The sequence below is a fragment of the Nocardia sp. NPDC051900 genome (assembly GCF_044452545.1).
GTDB lineage: Bacteria > Actinomycetota > Actinomycetes > Mycobacteriales > Mycobacteriaceae > Nocardia > Nocardia sichangensis.
In genome coordinates this window covers 1-25,814 of the sequence record NZ_JBITBU010000037.1, presented here as the reverse complement: position 1 = coordinate 25,814, position 25,814 = coordinate 1, and the positions used below count along the sequence as shown (strand labels likewise).

Genomic DNA, 25,814 nt, shown 5'->3' with positions numbered 1-25,814 from the left:
TCGCCGCGCACTCGAGTTGCTGGGCCGCCGCCGGCCCGAAGCGGCAGTCGCTGGTCCGGGAGGAAAGCACCATCGAACGCTGGCATGCCATCCACGACCTTCTCGATCAGGGAGTCGGGTTGCTGGATTGCTCACGGCGACTGGGGCTTTTGCTGAACACGGTCAAACGCTACTCCCGGGTGCCCCAGCCGCAGCGGCTGCGCCGCCCACCCCAGTACCGGGCCTGGCTGGTCGACCCCTACCGCGACCACCTGCGCGCTCGCCGCGCCGCCGAGCCGGGCGTCCCGGTGCTGCGGCTGCTCGCCGAGATCACCGAACTCGGCTACACCGGTGGCCAGAACCTGCTCTACCGGTACATCAACCAGGGTCGCCTCGAGGGCGACCGGATCACACCGTCGCCACGGCGGGTGACCCGCTGGATTCTGACCCGTCCGGACAACCTGCCCGACGGACGACGCTCTCACCTGGATGATCTGCTGGCCGCCTGCCCCGAGATGACCGCCTTGGCCGATTTGGTTCGCGAGTTCGCGCAGCTGATGACCGAACGTCGCGGCGCCGAGATCGACGCCTGGATCAAGCAGGTTCGAGAGGCTGGTCTCATCGAGCTCGAACCGTTCCTCACCGGCCTCGACCAGGACCACGACGCCGTCGTCGCCGGGCTGACCCTGCCCTACAGCAGCGGACCTACCGAGGGCGTGAACACGAAGACGAAGCTGATCAAACGCCAAATGTACGGCCGCGCAGGCTTCCCCCTGCTCCGACATCGCATCCTGCTCGGATAGCCAGGGCTACCACCGAAAGTGGGACAGAGCCGAAAATGGGACAGAGCCATTAAACTTACAGTCCCCTTGCAGGCAGGACCACTGAGTTTCACGATAATGCACAGCGCCCGGTACCCACCTGCCCATCCGCACCCGTGAGTCACCGCCCGCAGCACGCATGACGGCGCTGGGCAGTCGGCTCATCTCACAGAGCGGACCATTGCTCGGACACAACGAAGGCCCGGAAGCGACTCACCACAGGGGACTCGGACTGCTCCGCGCGCCATACCAGCCCGAGCGCCCGCTGCGCGGCGGGGTCGGTGAGTGGGATGTAGGCCGCGTTCGGGTCGGCTCGGTGCGGCCGCGGGCGAGGCACGACCGTGACGCCGAGCCCGGCCGCGGCGAGGCTCTCCATCGTCGTGATTTCGGCACTCTCGAAGGCGATCTCCGGCTGCTCGCCTACGCGGGCTAGCAGGTCGTCGGTCAGCCTGCGCAAGCCGAAGTCCGGGCCCAGCATAATGAACGGTTCACCCGCGGCCGCGGCGATCTCGACGCTGTCCTTGCCTGCGAGCCGATGATCGCGCGGGACGACCAGGCACAGTTGCTCGGTGTGGATCGTGTGCCAGGCCAGGTCCTGGGAGTCTGGACGTGGGCCGGTCACGGCGAGATCCACGATGCCGTCGGCGACCAGCGCCTCCAGCTCGTACGTGGCCGCCTGCGTCAAGGTGAACTGCACCTGCGGCACCCTGGCCCGGAACCCACGGATCAGCTCAGGCGCCAACCACGTCGCGACCGAGTGCAAGAACCCGAGCCGGACTGTACCGCGGTCCGGATCCCGCAGCACCCGGATGCGCTCGGTCGCGGAGCGAAGTTCGAGAAGGCTGCGCCGCGCGTGCCGGAGCAGCATCTCACCGGAAGGGTTGAGCCGCAGACGTCGATTCACGCGGTCGAACAGTGGCGCCCCGATCTCATGCTCCAGCCGGGCCAGGCTGCGCGACAGGGTGGGCTGGGTGGTGTTCAGCCGCTTCGCCGCGTGCGTCATGTGCGACGTCTCCGCCAGCGCCACGAACCACTCGAGATCCTCGGTGTTCATGCATTGATCGTATCAAGATCATGAATATATTTCATTTCACGTATCACTGTTGGTGGGGGACGATTCGAGAAAGCCGCTGAGGTCGACCAACGGAGGAACAGCATGGCCACACCAGACAGCCAGAGCGGCCTCGCCATAGCCATGCGGCACTGGCGCCCAGCGATCGTCGAATCCGCCCGGCGAGTCGACCCCTGGCAGTCCGCAGCCTTCGCCGCACTGCTCGACGCCCCCGCTCCGGCGGACGAGCTGCCACCGCTCTGGCACTGGTTCACCCTGATCGACCACCCCCCGCAGGCCGAGATCGGCGAGGATGGGCACCCGGCCACTGGGCCGTTTCTGCCGCCGATTCCGGGCCGCCGCCGAATGTTCGCAGGTGGACGCTTCGAGCAGTGGGCACCGATCCCGCACGGCTGCGAGCTCTCCGCCCGCGCCGCAGTGACCGACGTGAACGTGAAGACCGGGCGGACCGGGGAGATGGCATTCGTGACCGTCCGCCATGAGCTGGCGGCAGACGGCAAGCCGGTCGCTCGCGAGGAGCAGGACGTCGTTTATCGGTCCGAGCCGGCGGGCACGCCGCCACGGACGATGACCCGGCCCGACGGCGACGAGCCCGAGCCCGAGCACAAGCACAAGCACAAGCAGACAAGTGTGTGGCGGCGCAGCCTGGCCACCGACCCGGTGCTGCTCGCCCGGTTCAGCGGGCTCACCTACAACGGCCACCGGATCCACTACGACCGGCCGTACGCCACCGGCGTAGAGGGCTATCCGGACCTCGTCGTGCATGGGCCGCTACTCGCCCTGCTCGCCCTGGAGCTGCCGCGCCTACACGGCGTTCGCGTTCGCAGCGTCGCCTATCGGCTCGTCCAGCCGGCTTTCGTTCCGGCCACAGTCGTGGCCGCCGGTTCACGCGACGGCGACGAGCTGTCGGTAACGGTCGCAGCGCAGGGCGTCGCTCCGTCACTGACCGCCTCGATTCGCCTAGCCTGAAAGGCTGACCCTGATGGCATCCGAGACCTCTCTCCCACCCCTGCACGGCCTCACCGTGGTGAGCCTGGAACAGGCCGTGGCGGCGCCGTTCGCCACCCGCCAGCTCGCCGACCTCGGCGCTCGCGTGATCAAGGTCGAGCGCCCGGAGTCCGGCGACTTCGCCCGCGGCTACGACGAGACCGTGTACGGGAACTCCAGCTACTTCGTCTGGCTCAATCGCGGCAAGGAGTCGATCACCCTCGACGTCAAATCCCCGGACGGGCGCGCGGTGCTCCGCGAGCTGCTCGATCGCGCAGACATCTTCGTGCAGAACCTCGGCCCCGGCGCCGCAGATCGGCTGGGTGTAGACGCGGCATCGCTCGCGCGGAGCCACCCCCGGGTCATCCCGTGCACGGTGTCCGGCTGGGGCACCCGCGGTCCCTGGGCGGACCGCAAGGCCTACGACCTGCTCGTTCAGTGCGAGACCGGGCTGCTTTCGATCACCGGGACCCGGGACGAGACGGCCAAGGTCGGCATCTCGGTGGCCGACATCGCCGCTGGCATGTACGCCTACTCCGGCATCCTCACCGCCCTGCTGCATCGCGCCACGACCGGACGGGTATCCGCGGTGGAGGTGTCACTGTTCGAGGCGCTCGCCGAATGGATGGGCGCGCCCGCGTATTACACCCGCTACGGTGGACGACAACCCGCCCGCGTCGGCGCCCAGCACGCCACCATCGCACCGTATGGCCCGTACGACACCGCGGACGGAAGCCTTCTGCTGGCCGTGCAGAACGATCGCGAGTGGCGGGCGCTGTGCACGGTTGTGCTCGGCGATCCCACCGTCGCGACCGATCCCCGCTTCGCGTCGAATTCGGCGCGGGTCGCCCATCGCGAGGAACTGAACGAACTGATCGGCCGCACGCTGACGACGGTAACGACCGCGGCCGCCGGGACGCTGCTCGACAAGGCCGGCGTGGCCAACGCCGGTCTCAACCGGATCGAGGATTTCCTTGACCACCCGGTACTGGCCGAGCGCGCGCGATGGCACGAGGTCGCCGTACCCGGCGGCGTCGTCGCTGCCCTGCGGCCCCCGGCCGACCTCGCCGGAATCGAGCCGGTGATGGGAGCGGTCCCCGCGCTGGGCGAGCACACCGATGCCATTCTGCGCGAGCTCGGCCGCTCCGTCGCAGACATCGCCGACCTGCACGACCGCGCCGTCGTCTGAACCTCCCCGACATTTCGAAAGGACCGCACCACCATGAGCGCGCTGAGCAGCGAGGAACGGTACGTCCTCGATACTGTGCGAAAGTTCGTCGATCGCGAGGTGAAACCCGTGGTCCAGCAGCTCGAGCACGCGAACGAGTACCCCGAGAGGATCATCGAGCAGATGAAGGAGCTCGGGATCTACGGCTTGGCGATCCCGGAACCGTGGGGCGAGGCGCCTGTCTCCATGCCCTGCTACGCGCTGGTCACCGCCGAACTGGCCCGCGGCTGGATGTCACTGGCCGGGGCGATGGGCGGCCACACCGTAGTCGCCAAGCTGCTGCTGGCGTTCGGCACACAGGAGCAGAAGGACAGGTACCTGCCGAGGATGGCAACCGGCGAGCTGCGTGCGACCATGGCGCTCACCGAACCCGGCGGCGGGTCGGACCTGCAGGCGATGACCACCCACGCCCGCCTCGACGCAGGCTCCTACGTGATCAACGGGACCAAGACCTGGATCTCCAACGCCCGCCGCTCCGGACTGATCGCCCTGCTGTGCAAGACCGACCCGAGGGCCGAGCCCAGACACAAAGGCGTCTCCGTACTGCTCGTCGAACACGGGCCGGGCCTGACCGTCTCCAGGGACTTGTCCAAGCTCGGGTACAAGGGCGTCGAGACGTGCGAGCTGAACTTCGACGGCATGCGCGTGCCAGCCTCCTCGGTGCTCGGCGGGACCGAGGGGAAAGGGTTCGCTCAGATGATGAAAGGGCTGGAAACCGGCCGTATCCAGGTCGCCTCCCGGGCTCTTGGCGTCGGGCAGGCGGCATTCGACGACGCCCTGCGCTACGCCCGGGAGCGCGAATCCTTCGGCAAGCCGATCTGGCAGCACCAGTCCATCGGGAATTACCTGGCGGATATGGCCACCAAACTGACCGCAGCACGGCAGCTGACCCTCTTCGCAGCGGAGAAGTTCGACGCCGGCGAGCGATGTGACATGGAGGCTGGGATGGCGAAGCTGTTCGCCTCCGAGACCGCGATGGAGATCGCGCTCAACGCGGTTCGAATCCACGGCGGCTACGGCTACTCCACCGAGTTCGACGTCGAGCGCTACTTCCGCGATGCCCCCCTCATGATCGTCGGCGAAGGCACCAACGAGATCCAGCGCAACGTGATCGCCTCGCAACTGGTCAAACGCGGCGGGCTCGACTGATGGCCACGGACGTGCGCGGCCCGGCACTGCTGTTCTGCCCCGGTAACCGGCCGGAACGGTTCGACAAGGCGCTCGCCGCGGCGGACTCGGTGATCCTCGACCTCGAGGACGCCGTTGGTCCGGAGGCCAAGAACCTCGCCCGCGAGCACGTCGTCGAGGCGCTGGGGCGCCTCGACCGCGAGGCCGTGCTGGTCCGGATCAACGCTGTCGGAACCCCTTGGCACGCAGACGATCTCGCGGCGCTCGCCCCGTTCCGAGACGTCGCGGTCATGCTGCCGATGGCTTCCTCGCCGGCGGCGGTCGAGTCGATCACGCACCCGGTCGTCGCCCTGTGCGAAACCGCGCGTGGAATTCTCCAGGCCCCCGCGATCGCTGCGTCGCGCAACTGCGTCGGGATAATGTGGGGCAGCGAGGATCTCGTCGCGAACCTCGGCGGCAGCCGCAGGCGGGCCGCGGACGGCGGCTACCGGCCCGAGGTCGTGCAGGCCCGGACCCAGGTACTCTATGCCGCCCGGGCGAACGGGGTGACGCCGATTGACACCGTGCTCGTCGACATCGCCGACCTGGACACCCTCGCGGCGGACAGCGCCGCCGCGGCCGCCTCCGGCTACGCGGCCAAGGCATGCATTCACCCGACGCAGGTCGCCGTCGTGCGGACCGCGTTCCGTCCGTCGGACGACGAGATCAGCTGGGCGAAGGCCGTTCTCGCCGCAGCCGAGGCGCACACCGCGGTTTTCACCTTCGAAGGCCGCATGGTCGACGCGCCCGTGCTGGCCCACGCCCGGCGTGTTCTGCGCCAGGTGGAGCCGCCCACCAATACAGCGTGACCATGGCGGATCAGAAGTGCGCTCCGGTGTCTGCTCGACCCACCACATGCAGATCGAAGGTGTTACGACTACCGGTTGAATCCGCCCAGTGTGCCGCCCGCCGAATTCGCCATGCTGAATCAGCTTACCGAGAGGCTAGAGTGACGTGGATCACTTGTCGCGGACGCCTAACATCGAGGTGTCTTTGTCAGCAGGCACACCTCCAGGTGTACCTCCAGCCATCGCGGGCGCCCACAGGTTGTCGATCTCACGCTCGGCGGCCGCGCGGCTCTGCTCGGCCAGCGGCACCAGCGCCGCCATCGCAGGCTCCGACGCGGCGGACGTCAGCTCCGCGGTGATGAACCGCGGTTCGAGCCCGGTCATCGAAAGGGCATGCGGCAGCCACGGCTCCGCGTGGTCCCAGCCCTCCCGCGGCATGCTCTCGCTATACCCGCCGCCGCGCGCGGCGAGCACCACGAACTCACGGCCCTCCAGCAGGCGCGCTCCGGTCTCCGGGTCGAATGTCACCCCAGGGACGATCAGGCGATCGACCCACGACTTCACACTGCTCGGCGCACCGTAGTTGTACAGCGGCAGACCAAGCAAGATGGTGTCGGCCCGCTTGATCTCGTTGACCAGTTCCAGGCTGACCGCCCAGGACTTCGTCTGGTCCGGCGTCTGCGCCTCCGGCGGCACCACCTGCGCGAGTCCGCCGACCGCGTCGAGATGCGGCGGCGGCTCCGCACCCAGGTCGCGATAGGTCACCGAGCCCTCGGGGTGAGCGGCCCGCCACGCCGCAGCCGCACGGGCCGTGAGCTGCCGGGTCACCGACCTGTCCCCCCGTATGCTCGAATCGATATGCAGCAGATGTGCCATGTCCCAAATCCTTCGGAGATAGTTGGTATGAGCGGTCAGCGGTCGAGTTCGTCGCTGTCCGTGGCCGGTGCTGTTACCGTTTACGCTTCCCGCGTGTCGACGGGGACGCCCAGTCGGGCCAGTGCCTGCGCGTCGCCGGCACGGGGCGCGATAAGGTGTACTGAGCGCAAGCCAAGATTCCGCAAGATACCCGCGGCGATGACGATATCTTGTGGAAGTTGATATTTCACGGTCGTACCAGCTGGATCGTGCCCTAGTATCGTTGCGTTTTCAGGGCGGCGAAGGTAAATAAGTACGCCATCACCGGCCGAGGCGATTTCAGCCAGCGAATGATTGGTACTTTCCGCGCAGTCACAGTCCGGTGAGCCGAATACGTCGCCTATCACGCATTCGCGCTGGATCCGCACGGGTACCGAACCACTGAAGTTCGTGCCCATGATGAGGGCGATGTGCCTGCGCTCATCGAAGATGCTGCAGTAGCTAACGGCGGTGAATGTGCCATGGGCCAGCTGAATCGCCGTTCGTGTGGCGGGTGTGACCAGCGTGCTGTTTCGGAGGCGGTGGTCGGCAAGTTCTGCGATGGAGAGGATGGGGATATGGTGCTCCTGCGCGAAGCGCCGCAACTCCGAGCCCTGGGCTAACTCGCGTGGGTCGTTTTCCGAGACCAGCTTGCAAAGGGCTGCGGCGGGCTTCAGCCCGGCCAGGACTGCGAGATCGACCGCAGCCTCGGCGGCGCCGGGATGCCGCAGTACACCGGCGGCGGATATGCGAAGCGGCACGATGTGACCGGGGCGTGAGAGGGCACTTGAATCGGTGCGCGGGTCGGCGAGCATGCGCATAGTCAGCGCGCGGTCGGCGGCCGAGATGCCGGTCGTGGTACCGTCACGGGCGTCAACCGAGACCGCGTAGCCGGGCCTACACGGGTCTTCGTCGATAACGAGGGCGGGTAGGTCGAGGCGGTCGGCGGCGGGTTCGGTCATGGCGACACACAGGAATCCCGAGCCGTGGCGGATGGCGAAGGCGACGAGTCGCTGGGTCGCTTGCTCGGCGGCGAAAACCAGGTCACCGCCATTCACGTCACGGTCGGTGTCGACGAGTATGACCGGCTTACCCTGTCTGATCGCTGCCACCGCCTCGCGTACCGCACCCGATCTGGGAGCCGACCGCCCGGACACAGGCGGTCGGTGCTCGGTAGTCGCCCGAGTCATGGTGTGACTCTTGCGGTGAGTTGGGTCTTGAGTAGGTCCAGCACAGAAGGGTCTTCGATTGTGGGTGGGGTCTTGACGTCCCGGCCTTGAGCCAGGTCGCGGATAGTGCGGCGCAGCACCTTGCCCGAGCGAGTCTTGGGTAGTGCCTCGACGATGTGGACGTCACGAAGCGCGGCAACGGCGCCGAATCGCGCGCGGACCAGTTGAACGATTTCGTCCACCACGGCAGGGTCGCGGTGTTCGGTGCCGTTCTTGAGCACGACGAACGCGTGCGGAACCTGCCCCTTGAGCGCGTCGTCGAGGCCGACGACCGCGCACTCTGCGACGCTGCGGTGGGAGGCGACGAGGCCCTCGAGCACACCGGTGGACAGGCGGTGCCCCGCGACGTTGATGACGTCGTCTGTCCGCCCGAGCACCTGCACCGCGCCCTGGGCGTCGATGTAGCCGCTGTCTCCGGTGTGGTAGTAGCCGGGATACGCGGTGAGGTACTCGTTTTCGAAGCGGTCCGGGTCGTTCCAGATCGCAGTCGTGACCCCTGGGGGCAATGGCAGCCGCAGACAGATCGAGCCTTCACTGCCGTGCGGTACCTCGCCGCCGTTGGCGTCGAGAACGATGACGTTGAATCCGGGGGTTGGCCGACCTCCGGCCGTCGGCTGCGTATGTGCCGATCCGACGGTGATGGGCCAGCCGGTTTCGGTTTGCCACCAGTTGTCGATCGGGGCGACTCCGAGCACGGTCTGCGCCCAGGCGGCCGTCTCCCCGTCCAGCCGCTCTCCGGCGACGTAGAGCGCTTCGAAGGCGTCCAGATCCTGGTTGCGTACCCAGTCGCCGTGTTCGTCCGCGCGACGAATCGCCCGCAATGCTGTCGGCGCGGTGAACAGCCCCTTGACCCTGTGTCGGGCGCAGATCCGCCAGAATGTTCCCGCGTCCGGTGTGCCGACCGGTTTCCCCTCATACAGCACGGTTGTCGCCCCCGTTATCAGCGGGGCATACACCGCGTAGGAGTGGCCGACGGCCCAGCCGATGTCCGAGGCGGCCCACCACACGTCGCCGGCTTCGATACCGAACACGTGACGCATCGACCACGCCAGGGCGACGGCGTGACCTCCGTTGTCCCGGACGACGCCCTTCGGTCGGCCCGTCGTGCCAGAGGTGTAGAGAATGTAGAGGGGGTCGCCAGAAGCGAGATCGGCACAAGGGATCTCGGCCCCCGCGCGCGACGACATTTCCGCATCCCAGTCGAGATCGCGGCCCGGCACAAGCATCGCGGGCAATTCGGCCCGCTGTTTGACAACCACGGCCGAGACAGTGTTGTTCGACTGGGCAAGCGCGTCGTCGACGAGTTCTTTGTAGTTGATCGCTCGTCCCGGCTCGAGTCCGCAAGATGCGGTCAGGATGACCCGCGGTTGTGCGTCATCGATGCGGGCGGCCAGCTCTGGCGCTGCGAATCCGCCGAAGACCACCGAATGAATGGCACCGATCCGGGCGCAGGCCAGCATTCCGATAACGGCCTCGGGAATCATCGGCAGGTAGATCACGACGCGGTCTCCGAGTCGTACCCCGAGATCAACCAGCATAGCGGCGCACACCTCGACCGCGTGCTGCAGGGCCGCGTAGCTGAAGTGTTCCTGAGCTCCGGTCATCGCGCTCTCCCAGATCAGGGCGATCCGATCGCCGTGGCCGGCGATGACGTGGCGGTCGAGGGCGTTGAAACAGGTGTTGAGGCGCCCGTCGGGGAACCACTGCCACCGACCCGGCGTCTCGGACAACACCTGACTGGGCGCGCGGTTCCAGGAAATGAGCTGGCCGGCCCGCTGCCAAAATTCGGCGCTTTCCTCAGAGAGGCCCGGTTGTCTGTGTGCGAGGTCCATATTCCACTCTCAGTTCGTCAGCTACGGTCTTCTGCCCGGGACCGCCGGGGCGCGGGAGATCACGCAGTCTTCGCGCGGAATCGCTGCCGGATTTCACCGATACCCGAGGCCCACGTGACAAGTTCGTCGCCGGGGCGCAGGTATCGAGGCGGCTCGTAGCCCATGCCGACGCCCGCCGGGGTGCCGGTGAAAATCAGATCACCTGGCGTCAGTTCGACGACCCGTGACAGGGTCTCGAGCAGGACCGGGATGCCGTGAATCATGTTGGAGGAGCGGTCTCGCTGTACGGCTTCGCCATTGAGAAAGCAGCCCAGTTCGATGTCGTCAGGATCGGGAAATTCGTCGGTCGTCACCAGGAACGGACCCACCGGCGAAAAGTTCTCGAACGACTTCGCCATAGAGAACTGCGGTGACGGCGGCGTGAACTGATGCGTCCGATCCGAGAGGTCCTGCCCGATCATCAACCCGGCAACATGATCCCAAGCCTTCTCCGCAGGGATGTCGCGACCGGCCCGTCCGATCACGGCGACGATTTCGGCCTCCCAGTCGACCCCATCGGAGGGCAATGTGACGGTGGCGTGGGCGCCGCACAGACTGCTCGCGAACTTGGTGAAGATCACCGGCGCGGTGGCATCGGCGAACCCAGCCTCGTCCCGGTGGAGCCCGTAGTTGAGGCCGATCGCGAAGATCTGCCGGGGGGCGGTCACTACCGGACCGAGATCGTTGTGGTCCAACGTTTTTCGCCCGTGGTGGTCCCACGCCAGCGGGTCCTGCTCGGATGTCCAGCGCCGGAACTCCTCCCACCGGGCGAGCAGTTCCGAGGCATCCGTGGGGAACGCTCCCTCGGAGATGTCGTGGACGTCCACGCCTGTGTGATCATCGATCACGACCGTTGCGCGGCCGCGCACATTGGCTAAGCGCACCGCTGCCCCCTGGCGAGCTCGTCGTGGGTTCCGAAGACGTGGCGGGCATAGACCAGGGGAAGCAGATCACTGAACTCCGCGTGCCGGACCGCGGCCAGCACGATGGTGTGATCGCCACCCTCGACCAGTCGGATGACTTCGCAGGCCAGCCAGGTGCTCACGCCACCCAGATGCGGTAACCGCTCCTTGACGGACCACTGCACGCCAGCGAACTTGTCGCCGCCGGTTCGCGCAAACGTCTTCGCGATGCTACGCTGCTCGGTAGACAGCACATTGACCGATAGTCGGCCCGCGTCGGTGACTCGTGCGAGGATGTTGGACTTGTTGTCGAGGGACACGCTTACCATGGGGGGGTCCAGCGATAGTGAAGCGAACGCGCTGACTGTCGTACCGTAGGGCACCCCATCGGCGGTCAGCGTCGTGACGATCGTGACCGGCGCGCACACCCTGGCCATGGACTCGCGAAAGGTGCGCGCGTCGACGAGGCCGCGGTCGTGAAGGTTGTCGGCGGTCATTCGTCTCACTGTCCCACCACATGGGGCTTGCGCAGACCCGCTTGCTCCAACTTCGGCATAACATCGGCGTTGAAGCGCGCCAGCCCGTCCACGAAGTCCACGAACGACAGCGATACGCCGGTCACACCAATGTCGGAAAGCTGGGCCAGCCGCTCGGCGATATCCTCGGCCGTACCGACCAAGGGATACCCTCCGTAGCCCGCGCGCAGATGCAGACCGAACTCTTCCCACTGGTGCGGCTCCATCGCCGATGAGTTGAGTCCTAGGTAGCGCGCGGCCGCCTCGCCCGCACTCATGTCGCCCTCTTCGACGGCGAACTTCTGCAGGTACGCTTCCGCTTCCTCCTTGGTGTCACGCTGGACGACGTAAGCGGTCGTCCAGGTGCCGACCTCACGTCCGGCCGCAGCAGCGTCCGCCGCGCGCTGCTCCACTTGCGCCCGGGCCGTGTTCAAGTCGAAACCGGTCAGCAGCACGTAACCGGCGTCCGCGTACTTGCTGATGAACTCCCGTCCCGTCTTCGATCCACCCGCATTCATAATGGCCGGCAGCGGGGACTGAATCGGCTTCGGCTGCGAGTAGCCGCCCTCGACCTTGAAAAACTCCCCGTCGAAGTCGAACTCCTTATCCTCGGTCCAGAACAGGCGCACGACCTCGTACCACTCCGACGTGTACTGGTAGCGGCGATCATGGGGAAGGAACTCGGTGCCGAACATCCTGAATTCCGGCTCGAACCATCCGTTGACAATGTTCAGGCAGACCCGTCCACCACTGATGTGGTCGATCGTCGCCACCTGTTTCGCAGCGACGGCAGGGTGATTCGACTGCACGTGCGAAGTCGTCACGAGGGTGATGCGATCAGTGACAGAAGCGAGCCCGGCCGCCCAAGTGTAGGTGTCGAAGTTCCGGCCGTTGAAACCATTTTCCCCGATCTGCTTCCACCGCGCGACCGGCACCAGCGCCTCGAAGCCCGCCCTGTCGGCGATCTGCGCGACCTCCTTGGTATATTCCCACGTCAACAGCGGGATGTCGTCGGACAGGCTCATAGCGCATCCGCGGTCGCAGTTGGGCCCGAACAGGCCCAATTTCAGCTTGTTCTCGGAAAACAGGGCATTGGTGTTGCGACGGTCCTGACGCTCGTCGGCAGGCGCGATGTTGGACACAATTCTCCTTCGGGTGAACATGGGAAAGATTCGCGGCCAGACGGCCGGGTCGATGCTGTCCTAGCGGCGATCATCCAGTCACGGACGGGCTGACCTGCCCCTGTTGCTGAAGCCGGCGCACGAACGCGTCGGCGTAGACGGGCACGTCGAGGGGGTAACGGGCGCTGATGAATTGGCCGTCCTCGACGACGAACGGCATATCGACCGACTCGCCGCGCAGCAGCTGTCCCCCCGGCTGTACCGCTTCCCGAACTTCGGTCTCGGTGTACTTCCAATATGTGCGATAGCGCCGACCGACTCGGTACCAAGTGATTCGGAATGCCCACTTCTCCAGCGGCAAGATCAACGTGGTGAATTTCTTTCCGGAAATGATGCTGCGACTGGTCGCCGGGTCGATCGCGCGAGCCGGGATGAGCGTGCCGTGGCACACCGAGCCGATCAGTTTGCCCGCGTGATAGAAGTCGACGATCCGTTGTTGGAGCACCTTGCTGTCCAGATACTGCTTCATCCCCTGCGCGTGCCCGCCCGACAGATGCACCGCATCGAAGTCGTTCGCGTCGATGTCGCGGAAGGTGATCGGCGATTGGAATTCCGCGGACGCCGTCATCTCACGGTAGGCCTGCACGGCCTCCGGGCCCGCGGGTAACGGGTTGAACCACCCGCTCTTCAACAGACGCTGGTCGCACTCGGGCACCCGCCCGGTCTCCGTCGCAAACGTCACACTGAAGCCCGCTTCCTTGAAGCGCTGCCAAGAGACCGCAGACTCGGTCGTATCGAAGTCGTGGTCCGGAAGCGGAATGACCACGCGGTACGTAGCGGACATGTCGGAAACTCCTTCGATACCAGCATGCAGTGACTTCGGTCATAGGATAGGTATGGATGTAGAACTTGTCTAGACCCGGTTGCGATGAATACAGCACTCTCAGGATCGTCGCACGCCGGGGCAATGAGTGGAACTCGGGTTGTCAACACCTGTTCGCAGTGGAAGTCGGCTAGTCCAAGAGGCCGCTCGATGTGCTGCCATGCGGCCGCTCCGGGTCGCGATTGCCTTACGCATATGGATGCAACAGAATTTGACAACCCGATCACTTGGATGCATGCTTTGGTTATGCAAAGTCCTGGTGGAAGCGACTATCGACAACTGCCGCGCTGGTCTGAACTCTCACCGCTCCTGCAGCCCAAACCCCTCGTACTGAATGGCGATCGCCGCCGCGCGCAACGCGCGACGACGGTCAGTGACCTCCGCGCCATCGCGCGTCGCCGGGTGCCGCGGGCCGTTTACGACTATGTCGCCGGCGGCGCCGAACTCGAAGCCTCCGCAGCGCGTGCACGGGCAGCGCTGGAATCGGTGGAATTCGTTCCAAGGGTGCTGCGGGACGTTTCGGCCGTGGACCCTTCGGGCTCGCTGCTGGGCCGGTCGGCATCGCTCCCAGTAGTCTTCGCGCCGACCGGCTTCACGCGCATGATGCATCACGAAGGCGAACTCGCGGTCGCACGCGCCGCCGGAGCGGCGGGTCTGCCCTACAGCTTGTCGACAATGGGCACAACCTCACTCGAAGCTGTCGCCGAGGTAATTCCCGGCTGTCGTCGATGGTTCCAGCTCTACCTGTGGAACGATCGATCACGCAGCCGCGATCTCATGCAGCGAGCCCACGAGACCGGTTACGAAGCCCTGATCCTGACCGTCGACACCCCAGTGGCCGGAATGAGGCTGCGTGACGTGCGCAACGGCCTGACGATCCCGCCATCGCTGAGCTGGCGGACCATCGCGGACGGAGCGCGCCACCCGCATTGGTGGTTCAACCTGCTCACCACACCGCCGCTGTCCTTCGCGTCCCTGTCGAACTGGCGAGGCACCGCGGCCGAACTCGCGAACCAACTCTTCGACCCGTCCGTGACGGTCGACGACCTCGCGTGGCTGCGCTCGGAATGGTCCGGCAAGCTGATCGTCAAGGGGGTGCAGTCGATCGACGACGCCCGCACGGCTGTCGAGGTCGGCGCCGATGCCGTGGTGATCAGCAACCACGGCGGCCGCCAGCTCGACCGCTCGCGCACCCCGCTCGAAGCAATACCCGAGTTCGCCGAAGCGATCGGCGGCCGGGCCGAGCTCATGGTCGACGGTGGATTCCTCTCCGGATCCGATATCATCGCCGCGCTCTGCCTGGGCGCACATGGCGTGCTCATCGGCCGCGCCTACCTCTACGGGCTGATGGCTGCCGGTGAGACCGGGGTCCGCCGCGTCACCGAACTCCTCACCCACGAGATCCGCACAACAATGCAACTACTCGGAGCGACAACGGTCAAAGAACTATCACCCGCCATGGTGCGGCTACGGTGAAACAGAGAATCACCGGCACCCAGAGGGATGGGATGGATCATGGCACGGATTGCAGATGCCCGGTTCGACAATGTAGTCGAGGGAGGTACGGCCATGGCGTTCGGCGCCGCCCGCAACGGTAGCGCGCTCAGCGCGAGCGACCGGCAGCCGGCATCGGAAAACTCAGGTGACAGCCTCACTGAGGTGGCTTACTACCGCATTCGCGCCATGATCCTCGACGGCGAACTTCCCATAGGTGGTCAGGTCAGCGTCAACGCCCTCGCCACCACGTTCGGCATGAGCCGGAGCCCCGTCCGCTCCGCGGTCGAACGCCTGACCTCGGAGCGGCTGGTACGCCGAACTGACGGCGGCGCCGCAGTCGCCGCACCAAACCAGCACGACCTCCTCGACGCACTGGCGGTACGTGCCCCGCTGGAGGGCCTCGCCGCACGATTGGCGGCACCGCACATCGATGATCGCGCCATCCAGCGGCTCACCGAGATCCATTCCCGGTTCGCCCAGGCGGTCAACGCCGAGAACCTCGCAAGCGCACGCCGTTCCGATCTCGAGTTCCACCAGGCCATCCACCGGATGTCAGCGAACGACTGCCTCATCGACTCCCTCGAGCGCGTACAGATGCAGGTGATTCTGGCCGCCTACTCGACAGCATGGACCTCCAGCAAACGACAGGCCGTCCTGGAGCACTCCCGTATCCTCGACGCACTCGTCCAGCAAGACGGCGAAAACGCGGAGCGAGCCGCGATCCGCCACATCCACAATCTGACCATTCGCGTCCTGGACGAATGGAAACGCAGCGACACTGCAGCAACCCCACGCCCACGCTCCTGAACCAGCTACAGCCAGTGGGCCTGATCAGGAGACATCGACAATGCGGGACGTACTCGACGAATTGCTGACCTTCTGGCGGTCCGGCGGAACAGCAGGCGTGGCCACCGTCGTCCGCACGATCAGGTCCGCGCCGCGATCGCCAGGCGCCACCATGGTTGTCGGGCCCGACGGCACGGTCGCGGGTTCGGTGTCCGGCGGTTGCGTCGAGGCTGCTGTCTACGAACTCGCCAACCAGGTGACGGCCAGCGGGCGGCCCAAACTGCATCGCTACGGGGTATCGGACGACGATGCCTTCGCTGTTGGGCTGACCTGTGGCGGGATCATCGATATTTTTGTAGAGCCGGTGTCCCACAAAACCTTTCCGCAGCTAGGCTCTATCGCCGATGACATCGATGCGCGTCGCGCGACCGCGATCGCCACCGTCATCGCCCATGCTGACGCGGCCTGGGTCGGACGACGGTTGGTCGTCCGACCGGACACGGTCGAGGGGTCGCTGGGTTCTGCCCGCGCCGACGACGCGGTTACCGACGACGCCAGGGGCTTGCTCGCGGCGGGCCGCACCGCCGTGCTTACATACGGCCCCGACGGCCAGCGTCAGGAAGCCGGCATGGAGGTGTTCGTTGCCAGCCACGCCCCACCGCCACGGATGCTGATCCTCGGCGCCATCGACTTTGCCTCTGCCCTCGCCCGCCAGGCCGCGTTCCTGGGATATCGCGTGACGGTCTGCGACGCGAGACCGGTCTTCGCGACCCCGGCCCGGTTTCCCGACGCCGACGAGGTGATCGTCGACTGGCCCGACCGATACCTGACCGCGCAGGCCCAGCGGGGGGCGATCGACTCGAGGACCGCGATCTGCGTGCTGACCCATGACCCGAAGTTCGATGTACCGGCGCTGCAGGTGACGCTGCGGCTGCTGCCCGCGGTCGACTACATCGGTGTGATGGGGTCGCGCAGGACTCATCGTGACCGGATGGAGCGGCTGCGCGAGGCCGGCCTGACCGACGCCGAGCTGGACCGGCTGGCCAGTCCTATCGGCCTCGACCTTGGCGCCCGTACCCCCGAGGAAACCGCCGTGTCGATCGTCGCGGAGATCATCGCACGGCGCTGGGGCGGCGGCGGCAGGCCACTGACCCAGGTCGAAGGCCGCATCCATCACGATTGACGGGATCCGGCCCGGGGCGGGCCGTTCTTGGTTCGCGGCTGGGCGCCGTGGCCGTTCATGCGAGGCAGACGCAGGAGGGTGAACCTGTAGCTCGGTCGACGACGGTGCCCGGTAGGGCGGGTACCCGCTGTCTTCGAATTGCGTTACCGGACCGCCTCATCGCTCCGGCTTGTGCGCGCTGAGCAGGAAACCCGGCGTCAGGAAATGCCCTTCGCCGTCGCGTTCGGCCTCCGCGAAGGCGGGACCCAGAACCTCGAGCGCCGCCGCGTTACCGTACAGGTTTGCCGACCGGATGTCATCAACACGCCACAGCGTCGCGACGGCGTCGTGCAACTCGGTTTCGGTATAACCACGTGAGCCGGGCCGGTCAGGATCATCGTCCCCCAGTGCCCCGGCGGCGAACGCCAGAATGTACAACCTCGCGCCTGGCGCGGCAGCCTGAAAGATCGACCGCGCGTAGTCCTGGTGACTTCCGGGCGGGAGTGCGTGAAACAACGCGCTGTCCAGGATCGTGGAGAAGCGGCCGTCATAGCCCTGAAAGTTGGTGATGTCGGCCTGGGCGAAAGTCGCTGTCGTGAGCCCTCGTTCGGCGGCCAGAGCGGCTGCGGCCTTGATCGCGGTAGCGCTGGCGTCCAGGCCGACGACCGTGTAGCCGCGCGCCGCGAGGGCCAAAGACAGCTCGGCGTGCCCGCAGCCGGAGTCAAGGACATCGCTACGAATCTTGCCTTGATCGATCAGTGCTGCCAGTTCGGGCTGAGGCCGGCCGATGCTCCACGGGGGTCGCGGTTCCTGTCGATAGATGGCATCCCAATCCAGGCTCGACTGGGTCATTTTTCCTCCTCGAGATCAGCGGTGAGAAACTCGACTGGCGCTTCGCTGGATAACAGATTATCCATCTTTCGTGGCTGGCGCGTGGGGTGGCTGAGAAGCCCGAGGCGGAATTCCCACGAACGGTCGCGGGAATACCGCGGGAAATTGGCGAATTCATGGCCACTTCGAATTTTGCAACCGCAGCGACATTCCCGCTGAGTGAGAAGTCAAATCGTCGGCAGCGTGAGGCGGCGTCAGGACGTCTGGCTCAGGAGCGGCGCTTACGGACGACGAGAACTATCACGGCGAGTACGGCGAGTACGACAGGCGCTGCGCGCTTGATGAGGGCCGGGGCGACGGATGCGGCGAGATTGATCGACTCGGGCTCGGGCCGGGCAAGTGTCGCAGGGCCGGGCGTCGTGTCGTCGTCGCCGGCAAGTTCGATGGCGAGTCGGTCGGCGAACTGACCGATCAGCTTGTTGCTGACGTCGACGATGACACCGCGGCCGAATTGGGCTGGCTTGCCGGTGATGTCGAGATCGGTCAACACCTGCACTTTCGTCTCGCCGGACTGTGCGGCGAGCATGGCGGTGATCGTCGCCTTGGCGGTGCTGTTGCCACGCGCGTCCCGTCCCCGCCCTTCGATCACCACCCGGCGCCCGTCCGCGTCCTTCTCGGTGAAGCGGGCACTTCCCTGGTAGGCCAGGGCGACCGGGCCCAGCTTCACCCGGACCGTGCCGGTGAACTCGTCGCCGTCCACCCGGTCGAGGTGCGCGCCCGGCATGCAAGACGCGATCCGCTCGATGTCCAGCAACACCGACCAGGCCTCCTCGACACCCCCCGGCACAATGAACGAGTTTTCGATCTTCATGGTTCCATCTCTCCTTCGTGGTCAGCCGACCGGCGTGCCGCTGGTCTGCCGGACGTGTGCGGCGATCTCGGCGCGGGTGGCGATCCAGACGTCCGGGGCGGAGGTAGCGATCTCCAGCACCTGCTCATGGAAATGTGCCCCCCGCGGCCTGCCGAAGATGTGCGCGTGTGTGGTCACGTCGATCAAGGCGGTCTCACCGGTTTGCCGTGCGGCCGCCAGGTTTTCGGTGAAGGCTTCGACCATCCGCTCGGGTGCAGCGCCGTACTTCATCGATGGCATGTCGTTGACGTCCGTGCTGAACGGGATGGCGACGATGTCCCGTTCTCCGACCGTCTGCAGATACGGCAGATCGTCGTTGAGGGTGTCCCCGTGCCATTGGTAGTCGGCGGCGGCCAGCAGGGCGGGTGTATCCGCGCTCGGCGTCGCGCGGGGGCTCAGCCACCCTGTCACCGGGGCGCCCGCGGCCTCGCCGATCAGTTTGGTGCAGCGGTCGATATTGGCCTGTTCCTCCTCAGGGGACAACAGGCCAGGAACGACGTCCATGGCGTAGGAGTGCCCAACCAGTTCGTGTCCGTCGTCGGCGACCGCATGCACCACCGCCGGGAACTGCTCGGCCACGATCCCATTGACGGCGACACTGGCCCGCACGCCATAGCGCGCCAGACCCCGCAGCAACCGCTGGATCCCGCACCGGGTGCCGTATTCGGCCCACGAGATCGCCATCCGGTCCAGCACCGTCGGCGGCAGCGGGTTGCCCATCGGGTTGATTCCGGGGGCCTTGCCCTCGCTCCACGCTTCCAGGCAGACGTTGAACACCACGGCGATCGGCTTGTCACCGGGCCACCGCTGGACAGGACTGCTCATCGGGCTTCTCCTTTTGTTTCGACGATCGGGCCGTTGGCCGCCGAGGTAATCGCCTCGGTCAGCTGTGGGTAGCAGGCGCACCGGCACAGGTTGCCGCTCATCCACTCGCAGACCTCGTCATGGCTGTGCTTCTCCCCGGTGTCCACGAGGTCCAGTGCGGTCACCACCATGCCCGGGGTGCAGTAACCGCACTGTGCGCCACCGCACCCCCCGATGGCGTTCTGCAATGCCACCGCGCGCGGGTCTTCGGACAGTCCGCTCAACGTGACAACCTCGCAGCCGTCGGCCAGTACCGACCAGTACAGGCACGCCGACACCGAGCGGCCGTCGACCCGCACTGCGCAGCTGCCGCACAGGCCGACCCCGCAGCTCTCCCGGACCGTGTACTCGCCGAGTTCGCGCAGGGTGGTGACCAGGTTCTCGTCTCTGTCCACGGTGGTCCGAACGGTCCGGCCATTCAGCCGAAACGTGATCTGCCGCTCGTCGGTCATCGCTGTTCTCCCTGGGTGAGTGCGCGCAGGATCTTTTCTGGCGTGAGCGGCAGTTCCCGTACCCAGATGCCGAGCGCGTCGTGCACCGCGGCGGCGATAGCGGGTGCGACGGCGAGCGAACCCGACTCCCCGCAACCCTTCGGGGTCGCGTCCTCGCCGTATTCGACGTAGCCGGTAGGCGTTTGCCGCGGGCTGTCGCCGAATCCGAAGATGCGGTAGAGGGCGAGGCTCGGGTTGAGCACTTGGCCCTGCTCGTCGTACTGCACCTGCTCGACCACGGACATGCTGGCCTGCATCACCGCGGCGCCGGAGAGTTGGGTGTGCACCATCGCCGGGTTGACTGCCCGGCCGACGTCGGCGACAGACACCAGCCGCAGCAGCTTCAGCACCCCGGTGGCCGGGTCCACGGCGACGTCCACCCCGGTCGCGCCACACATCCAGAATTCAGTGATGTGGCTGGACCTCCCGTCCTGGTCCGGCTTCTCGTATGACGGAGTGAAGCTGCCGACGCCGACCAGCGAGGCGCCCATGCTGCCGAAATGCTTCCGCAACAGGCCCGACACGCCGCCCTCGACCTCGAACGGGTTGGCGTCAGGCGGCGGCGCGGTGCCGAGCGCGGCCGTGATGATCCCGGTCAGCTGCTCGCGGAGGTCCGCCACTGCGTTGGCCAACGCACGCGACATGTGGTAAGTCGAGCGGGAGCCCATGGTGCCGGTGTCCCACGGCACCGAGTCGGTGTTCCCGCTGACCACGACCACCTCGTCACAGGACACGCCGAGTTCGCGGGCGACGATGCGCCGCATCGCCTCGGTCGAGCCCTGGCCCATCTCCACCGTGCCACTGTGCACGGTGATGCTGCCATCCGGCGACACGGTTACGGTGGCGACCGAAGTGGTCGGTGTAATCGCGGCCTTGACGCCGAAGGACAGCCCGCGGCCGAGCCGCCAGCCCTCCATCGACGCTGGCAGGTCAGTGCCCAGCGGCACCGACTCGAGGACCTCGTGCAGTTCGGTGAGCACCCGCCGCGGGTCGCAGTTCTCCAGCGCGGTGCCGGAGGGGTGATTGTCGCCGCGGTTCAGCACCTGCCGCAGGCGGAACTCCAACGGGTCCAAGCCCAGCTCCGCCGCGATCATGTTGGTGTGCATCTCGTGCGCCCACACCACCTGCGGGACGCCGAACCCGCGGATCGCGCCGGCTGGCACGCGATTGGTGTAGATGCCATAGCTTTCCACGTCCACAACGGGAATGCTGTACGGCCCCGGGGCGACGAACCCCGACTTGGTCACCATCCGCGGACCGATGTCGGCGTACGCGCCGCCGTTCCAGTAGATGCGGCAACGCCGGGCCAGCACAGTACCGTCAGCATCGAGGGCCGAGGCGATCTCCGACGTGGTACCGCGCCGGTTGGGCAGGTAGAATTGCTCCTCCATGTCGCACTTGAGCACGACGGTCCGACCGGTGTAGAGCGCACACGCGGCTGTCAGCGCCTCCAGGCGGATATAGATCTTGAGCCCGAAGCCGCCGCCGAGCGGGGCCTGCGTCACACGGATCGACGCCTCCGGCATAGCGAACATGCGAGAAAGCTGACGGCGCACATAGGAGGGCGTCTGGGTCTGCGAGCGCACGTCCAGTCCCCCCTCCGGCGTCGGGGTGACATGTGTGGAGATCGTCTCCAGCGGCGTGGCACACGTGGAGGCGGTGTGGAATCGGTGCTCGATCACCCGGTGCGCGTTGCGGGCGACCTCGTCGAAGTCGCCGGTGCACAGCCGATGCGTCACGTACACGTTCGGGCTCTGCGAACGGTGGATCGCCCGCAGGTCCTCGAAGTCCGCGGCCGCGTTTACTTCGTCGTGGATGACCATGTCGCTGGTGGCCGCCTCCACTTCGTCCAGCACCACCGGCAGCTCGTCGAAGTCGACGTCGACGAGTCCGGCGGCGGCCGCGGCGGTGCGCGGGTCTTCGGCAAGCACGACCGCGATCGGCTCGCCGTAGTGCCGCACCCGGCCGTCGGCGAGGATCGGTTGGTCCCTGTACGCCGGGCCGTAGTAACAGTCCTTGGCGACCTTGCGGAGGTCTTGCAGCGTGAGAACGCCGACGACGCCCTCGAGCGCCGACGCGGCCGAGACGTCGATCTCCTTGATCGTCGCGTGCGCGACGCTGGAGCGGATGATCTTCGCGTGCAACGCGCCCTGTGTCGGCACGTCGTCCGTGTAACGAATGCCGCCACGGGCCCGAATCAGCGCGTGCCCGGGCCTGCGGTCCCCGGTGCGGTCACTTTCCGCCATGTTGTGCCTCCCTCGCCCAGGCCCGCAGGCCGCGGGCTACTTCGGCCGACAGCACACGGCGCTTGTACCAGGCGCTGCCGAGGTGGTCGTCGGCCGGTTCCACCGCCGACGCGGCCAGTTCGCCGATTCCGTCCGGGTCGACGTCGGCTGCTGTCACGCCATCCAGCGCACGCTCCACCTCGGGGAGACGACGGGCAGCGGACTCGACGGCACAGACAGCCACGGCAGGCCGGGTGATTCGCCCCGCCTCCTGCGGCAGGCACAACGCCACGCCGACCACCGCCCAGTCCTCAGCCAGCGCGCCGGTGAACTTGCGGTAGGTGGCGAAGGTGCCGGCCCGCAGCAGCGGGATCTCCAGGCCGATGACGATATCCTCGGGCGCCAGCGCGACCTCGTAGTAGCCGACGAAGAACTCGGCACACGTGATGCGACGCTCTCCGTGGAGTCCCAGGACCACGACCTCGGCTTCCAGCGTAAGCAGCAACGGCGGCAGATCCATGTGCGGATCGCCGTGCACCAGGCACCCGGCGACCGTGGCGACGTTGCGGGTCCGGACGCTGGATAGCCGCCGCAGCGCGGCGACCAGCGCCGGCAACTCGCGGCGTACCACCGGATGGTCCAGCACGTCGCTCAGCGTGCACAGCCCGCCGAGGACGAGTCGGTCGCCGCGGACCTCGATCTCCCTCAGCGCGGGATCGGTCACCTTGCGCAGGCTCACCAGCGTGGGCACGCTGAGCAGGCCAGCCTTCAACATCAGCATCAGACCGGTGCCGCCGCCGATGATGCGGGTGGCATCTGGGTCGGCTGCCAGCAAGTCGCGTGCCTGAGCCAGCGATCCAACCTCTAGCAATCCCGTGGTCATCTGTTCCTCCTCACGTCAGCCACGCGCGGCCGGGTCGAGCACCGCGACCCCGTCCTCGTCGCTGTGCACCTCATGGCCGGGCCGGAAGGTCGCGCCGCCGAACGAAACCGGGACGTCCCGCTCGCCGGCACCCGACTTACGAGCACGGCGCGGACTCGAGCCGAGGGCGGTGATACCGACCTCGCAGCGTCGCAGCGCGACCACGTCCCGGACACAGCCGTTGAGCACGAGACCCGCCCAGCCGTTCGCGCGTGCGAGTTCCGCCACGTTCTCGCCGAGCAGCGCGCAGTACCGCGAGCCGCCCCCGTCCACCACGAGCACCCGGCCTTCGCCGGGCTCGGTCAGCATCGCACGCAGGATCGCGTTGTCCTCATGGCAACGGACGGTGGCGATGCGCCCGGAGAAGGCCACCAGGCCGCCGAACTGCCGCAGCGGGAGGTCGCACGTGTGTGCCTCGTCCGGAAACGCGTCCACGAGGTCGGCGGTTGAGGTGGCGACGGTCGGGTTGGTCATGAGGTCCTCACTGCAGTGCTTGCGCGGTTGGCTTACGAGCGCTGATCAGAGTCGGCACGGACACCGCCGCCATGGCTCCGACGAGGGCGAATACGGCGAAAGTGCCGAAGCTCGAGAACAGGCCCACGCTCGATGTGATCAGGTACGCGCCCAGGGTGGGGCCGGCGACGCCGCCGAGCCGGGCAAAACCCGTCGTAACACCGAGGCTGCGGGCGCGCAGATGGGCGGCGAAGTGCGTGGCAACATAGCCGAATAACACGATCTGGGTTCCGGTGGCACCGATCCCGGCGACCAGCACCATCGAGTATAGAGCCGCGGCCGGCATCGCCACGCCGAGCAGGCTGATGCAGACGGCGGCGATCAGGAACATCGAGGTCACCACGGGGCGTGCGCCGGTGCGGTCGGCGATAATCGAGCCCACCACGGCGCCGATGATCGCACCGACGTTGAGCAGCAACTGGAACAGCAGCGCCGAACGGATCGGGAAACCGGCGTTCGCCATCATCTGCGGCAACCAGGTGTTGAGGCCGAACACGATCACGCCGAGGCAGAAATTCGCCACGCAGAAGAGCGTGATGGCGACGCCCGCACGACCGCGGACGAGAGCGGTGATCGGGGTACGCCGGGCCTGCTCGGCCGCGGGGGCGCCACGACGTTTCAGGTAAACCGGCGATTCGGGCATCAGCCACCAAACCAGCGGCACCAGTGTCACAAGGGGAAGCGCGCCGATCGCGTACAGCACGCGGAAACCCAGCACCGGCAGCAGCCAGATGGCCATGCCGGCGGCCGCGATACCGCCAACGGCGAATCCCGCGGTCATGATCGCGGTGCACAGGTTGCGCCGAGCTTCCGGCGCCCATTCGACAGTGATCGCCACGGCCGCCGGAACGACCGCGCCGAAACCGATGCCACCGATCCCGCGGGCGATGGCGAACATTGCCGGGCCGTTCGCGGCGGCGGCGAGCACCATTGCCAGCGAATACAGGCTGAGACTGGCCAGCAGCACGGGGCGCCTGCCGAACCGGTCGGTCAGCGAGCCGGAGAGCAACGCGCCGAAGAACATACCGACCAGCGCGATGCTGCCGATGTGGCCCGCGTCCGTGGACGTCAAGTGCCAGCTCTGCTCATGCAGCAGGGCAGGCACGGTGGAGCCGTAGACGATCAGGTCGTATCCGTCGAACACGATCACAGCGAAGTTGATGGCCACGACAACGCTGTACGTCGGCAGGTTCACCGTGGGATGGCGGGAAACGGTCGGGGTGCTCACGTGCATGGATCTCTCCAGTTCTCTCCCCTGAGCTACTGGGGTGGGGCCATCCGACAGGACTACAGTCCGTCCCTTCGGCCAGCTCACATATCATGCTCGTTGATGTATAGAGTTGAGAACTAACAATTCTTGATGGGGGCATCGCATATCCGGATACAGAAGGGCTCACCGTGGATTTGAAGCAACTGGCGGCCTTGGTGACGGTCGCCGACGCGGGCAGCGTGACGAAGGCGGCGCAGCTACTGCACCTGGTCCAGCCCGCGGTTACGCGGCAGATCCGCACACTGGAGGCCGAGCTCGGGGTCCCGCTGTTCGAGCGCACCAGGCAAGGCATGGTCCCCACCGGAGCCGGCGAGGTGCTCGTCGCCCGCGCCCGCCGCGCCATGAACGAGCTGCAGCGGGCTCGGGCCGAGATTCGTCCGGATCCGGGCGAAGTGACCGGCACGGTCACCGTGGGCATGCTCGAGAGCGTGATCGACGTCCTGGTCGAGCCACTGGCCGCGGCGGTGGAAGAGCGCTATCCCCGCGTGGCACTGCGGTTCCTGTCTGCATACTCCGGCCATCTGCAACAGTGGCTGGACGTGGGCGACGTGGATGTCTCACTGCTCTACAACATGGCCAGCACCCAGTCGGTCGCGATTATCCCGCTGCTGCGAGAACGGCTGTGGGCGGTGGCGCCGCCGCGGGCCGAACTGACTGGAGACGAACCCGTCTCATGGGACACCGTGTTGCGGCACCCACTGGTGATGCCTGTCGCCGGGCACGGTCTGCGCGACCTGATCGAGAAGGCCGAACCGCCCGTGGCGGACCAGCTGAGGGTTGCGGCCGAGACGAACTCCATGGCGCTGCAGAAAAAACTGGTGATGTCCGGTCGCGGCTGGACGGTGCTGCCTGCCACCGGCGTGGCCGCGGACGTGGCCGCCGGACG

Annotated in this window: 25 protein-coding genes; 9 read left to right on the top strand and 16 right to left on the bottom strand. The window is 66.7% G+C overall.

From position 1 onward, the window contains the following. On the top strand, positions 1–782 hold a 782-nt coding region (locus ACIA5H_RS36075; protein WP_397080650.1), incomplete at its 5' end, for a transposase. Between the two features lie 184 nt (positions 783–966). On the opposite strand, the gene ACIA5H_RS36070 is transcribed toward ACIA5H_RS36075, so the two are convergent. Further along, complete coding sequence (locus ACIA5H_RS36070; RefSeq protein ID WP_397080648.1) at positions 967–1,854, bottom strand: LysR family transcriptional regulator; 888 nt, start codon at positions 1,852–1,854, stop codon at positions 967–969. Positions 1,855–1,956: 102 nt separating this feature from the next. On the opposite strand from ACIA5H_RS36070, the gene ACIA5H_RS36065 reads away from it, so the two are divergent. Genes ACIA5H_RS36065 through ACIA5H_RS36050 form a run of 4 tightly spaced genes read left to right on the top strand, consistent with a single transcriptional unit; the run spans position 1,957 to position 6,063 of the window. Further along, on the top strand, positions 1,957–2,841 hold the full coding sequence (locus tag ACIA5H_RS36065; protein ID WP_397080646.1) for a MaoC family dehydratase N-terminal domain-containing protein: 885 nt from the start codon (positions 1,957–1,959) through the stop codon (positions 2,839–2,841). 13 nt (positions 2,842–2,854) lie between these two features. After that, a complete protein-coding gene (locus tag ACIA5H_RS36060) occupies positions 2,855–4,048 on the top strand; it encodes a CaiB/BaiF CoA transferase family protein (RefSeq protein ID WP_397080644.1) in 1,194 nt (397 codons plus the stop codon). A 33-nt stretch (positions 4,049–4,081) separates the two neighbouring features. Further along, a complete protein-coding gene (locus ACIA5H_RS36055; RefSeq protein WP_397080642.1) occupies positions 4,082–5,236 on the top strand; it encodes an acyl-CoA dehydrogenase family protein in 1,155 nt (384 codons plus the stop codon). Beyond that, a complete protein-coding gene (locus tag ACIA5H_RS36050; protein ID WP_397080640.1) occupies positions 5,236–6,063 on the top strand; it encodes an HpcH/HpaI aldolase/citrate lyase family protein in 828 nt (275 codons plus the stop codon). Before ACIA5H_RS36055 ends, ACIA5H_RS36050 begins: the two co-directional genes overlap by 1 nt. A gap of 150 nt (positions 6,064–6,213) precedes the next feature. Here the strand turns inward: ACIA5H_RS36050 and ACIA5H_RS36045 are convergent, their stop codons facing one another. The 7 genes from ACIA5H_RS36045 to ACIA5H_RS36015 all read right to left on the bottom strand — a co-directional run bounded on the left by ACIA5H_RS36045 (position 6,214) and on the right by ACIA5H_RS36015 (position 13,418). Further along, the gene (locus ACIA5H_RS36045; RefSeq protein ID WP_397080638.1) at positions 6,214–6,918 is read right to left on the bottom strand and encodes an FMN-dependent NADH-azoreductase; all 705 of its coding nucleotides are present in this window, start codon (positions 6,916–6,918) and stop codon (positions 6,214–6,216) included. 80 nt (positions 6,919–6,998) lie between these two features. Further along, a complete protein-coding gene (locus ACIA5H_RS36040; protein WP_397080636.1) occupies positions 6,999–8,048 on the bottom strand; it encodes a 3,4-dihydroxy-2-butanone-4-phosphate synthase in 1,050 nt (349 codons plus the stop codon). A gap of 74 nt (positions 8,049–8,122) precedes the next feature. Next, positions 8,123–9,997: an AMP-binding protein gene (locus ACIA5H_RS36035; RefSeq protein WP_397080634.1), complete on the bottom strand. Its 1,875-nt coding sequence runs from the start codon at positions 9,995–9,997 to the stop codon at positions 8,123–8,125. Positions 9,998–10,056: 59 nt separating this feature from the next. After that, positions 10,057–10,920 carry a fumarylacetoacetate hydrolase family protein gene (locus ACIA5H_RS36030; RefSeq protein WP_397080632.1) on the bottom strand — a complete coding sequence of 288 codons (864 nt, stop codon included), beginning with the start codon at positions 10,918–10,920 and terminating at the stop codon, positions 10,057–10,059. Then, complete coding sequence (locus ACIA5H_RS36025; RefSeq protein ID WP_397080630.1) at positions 10,911–11,435, bottom strand: flavin reductase family protein; 525 nt, start codon at positions 11,433–11,435, stop codon at positions 10,911–10,913. The genes ACIA5H_RS36030 and ACIA5H_RS36025 overlap by 10 nt, the downstream gene beginning before the upstream one ends. Before the next feature lie 5 nt (positions 11,436–11,440). Next, a complete protein-coding gene (locus ACIA5H_RS36020) occupies positions 11,441–12,595 on the bottom strand; it encodes an LLM class flavin-dependent oxidoreductase (RefSeq protein ID WP_397080628.1) in 1,155 nt (384 codons plus the stop codon). Positions 12,596–12,665: 70 nt separating this feature from the next. Continuing rightward, positions 12,666–13,418, bottom strand: coding sequence for a type 1 glutamine amidotransferase domain-containing protein (locus ACIA5H_RS36015; protein ID WP_397080626.1), 753 nt, complete (start codon positions 13,416–13,418; stop codon positions 12,666–12,668). Positions 13,419–13,502: 84 nt separating this feature from the next. Here ACIA5H_RS36015 and ACIA5H_RS36010 point away from each other — a divergent pair, with 84 nt between their 5' ends. The 3 genes from ACIA5H_RS36010 (at position 13,503) to ACIA5H_RS36000 (ending at position 16,923) form a co-directional block, all read left to right on the top strand. Beyond that, complete coding sequence (locus ACIA5H_RS36010) at positions 13,503–14,933, top strand: alpha-hydroxy-acid oxidizing protein (protein WP_397080624.1); 1,431 nt, start codon at positions 13,503–13,505, stop codon at positions 14,931–14,933. A 93-nt stretch (positions 14,934–15,026) separates the two neighbouring features. Continuing rightward, positions 15,027–15,761: a GntR family transcriptional regulator gene (locus tag ACIA5H_RS36005; RefSeq protein WP_397080622.1), complete on the top strand. Its 735-nt coding sequence runs from the start codon at positions 15,027–15,029 to the stop codon at positions 15,759–15,761. 40 nt (positions 15,762–15,801) lie between these two features. After that, positions 15,802–16,923, top strand: a complete 1,122-nt coding sequence (locus ACIA5H_RS36000; RefSeq protein ID WP_397080620.1) for an XdhC family protein — start codon at positions 15,802–15,804, stop codon at positions 16,921–16,923. A 156-nt stretch (positions 16,924–17,079) separates the two neighbouring features. On the opposite strand, the gene ACIA5H_RS35995 is transcribed toward ACIA5H_RS36000, so the two are convergent. The 8 genes from ACIA5H_RS35995 to ACIA5H_RS35960 all read right to left on the bottom strand — a co-directional run bounded on the left by ACIA5H_RS35995 (position 17,080) and on the right by ACIA5H_RS35960 (position 24,892). Next, the gene (locus ACIA5H_RS35995; protein ID WP_397080618.1) at positions 17,080–17,754 is read right to left on the bottom strand and encodes a class I SAM-dependent methyltransferase; all 675 of its coding nucleotides are present in this window, start codon (positions 17,752–17,754) and stop codon (positions 17,080–17,082) included. Between the two features lie 247 nt (positions 17,755–18,001). Continuing rightward, positions 18,002–18,604 (bottom strand): SRPBCC family protein, encoded by a 603-nt coding sequence (locus tag ACIA5H_RS35990; protein ID WP_397080616.1) that lies wholly within the window; start codon positions 18,602–18,604, stop codon positions 18,002–18,004. Between the two features lie 21 nt (positions 18,605–18,625). Further along, positions 18,626–19,468 (bottom strand): polysaccharide deacetylase family protein, encoded by an 843-nt coding sequence (locus ACIA5H_RS35985; protein WP_397080614.1) that lies wholly within the window; start codon positions 19,466–19,468, stop codon positions 18,626–18,628. Continuing rightward, a complete protein-coding gene (locus tag ACIA5H_RS35980; RefSeq protein ID WP_397080612.1) occupies positions 19,465–19,959 on the bottom strand; it encodes a (2Fe-2S)-binding protein in 495 nt (164 codons plus the stop codon). Before ACIA5H_RS35980 ends, ACIA5H_RS35985 begins: the two co-directional genes overlap by 4 nt. Beyond that, positions 19,956–22,244, bottom strand: a complete 2,289-nt coding sequence (locus tag ACIA5H_RS35975; RefSeq protein ID WP_397080610.1) for a xanthine dehydrogenase family protein molybdopterin-binding subunit — start codon at positions 22,242–22,244, stop codon at positions 19,956–19,958. The genes ACIA5H_RS35980 and ACIA5H_RS35975 overlap by 4 nt, the downstream gene beginning before the upstream one ends. Then, positions 22,231–23,106: an FAD binding domain-containing protein gene (locus tag ACIA5H_RS35970; RefSeq protein WP_397080608.1), complete on the bottom strand. Its 876-nt coding sequence runs from the start codon at positions 23,104–23,106 to the stop codon at positions 22,231–22,233. Before ACIA5H_RS35970 ends, ACIA5H_RS35975 begins: the two co-directional genes overlap by 14 nt. A 15-nt stretch (positions 23,107–23,121) precedes the next feature. Further along, complete coding sequence (gene rraA, locus ACIA5H_RS35965; RefSeq protein WP_397080606.1) at positions 23,122–23,619, bottom strand: ribonuclease E activity regulator RraA; 498 nt, start codon at positions 23,617–23,619, stop codon at positions 23,122–23,124. A 7-nt stretch (positions 23,620–23,626) separates the two neighbouring features. Continuing rightward, complete coding sequence (locus tag ACIA5H_RS35960) at positions 23,627–24,892, bottom strand: MFS transporter (RefSeq protein WP_397080604.1); 1,266 nt, start codon at positions 24,890–24,892, stop codon at positions 23,627–23,629. 164 nt (positions 24,893–25,056) lie between these two features. Here ACIA5H_RS35960 and ACIA5H_RS35955 point away from each other — a divergent pair. Then, positions 25,057–25,814, top strand: a 758-nt coding sequence (locus ACIA5H_RS35955; RefSeq protein WP_397080602.1) for a LysR family transcriptional regulator, incomplete at its 3' end; no start/stop codon positions are given.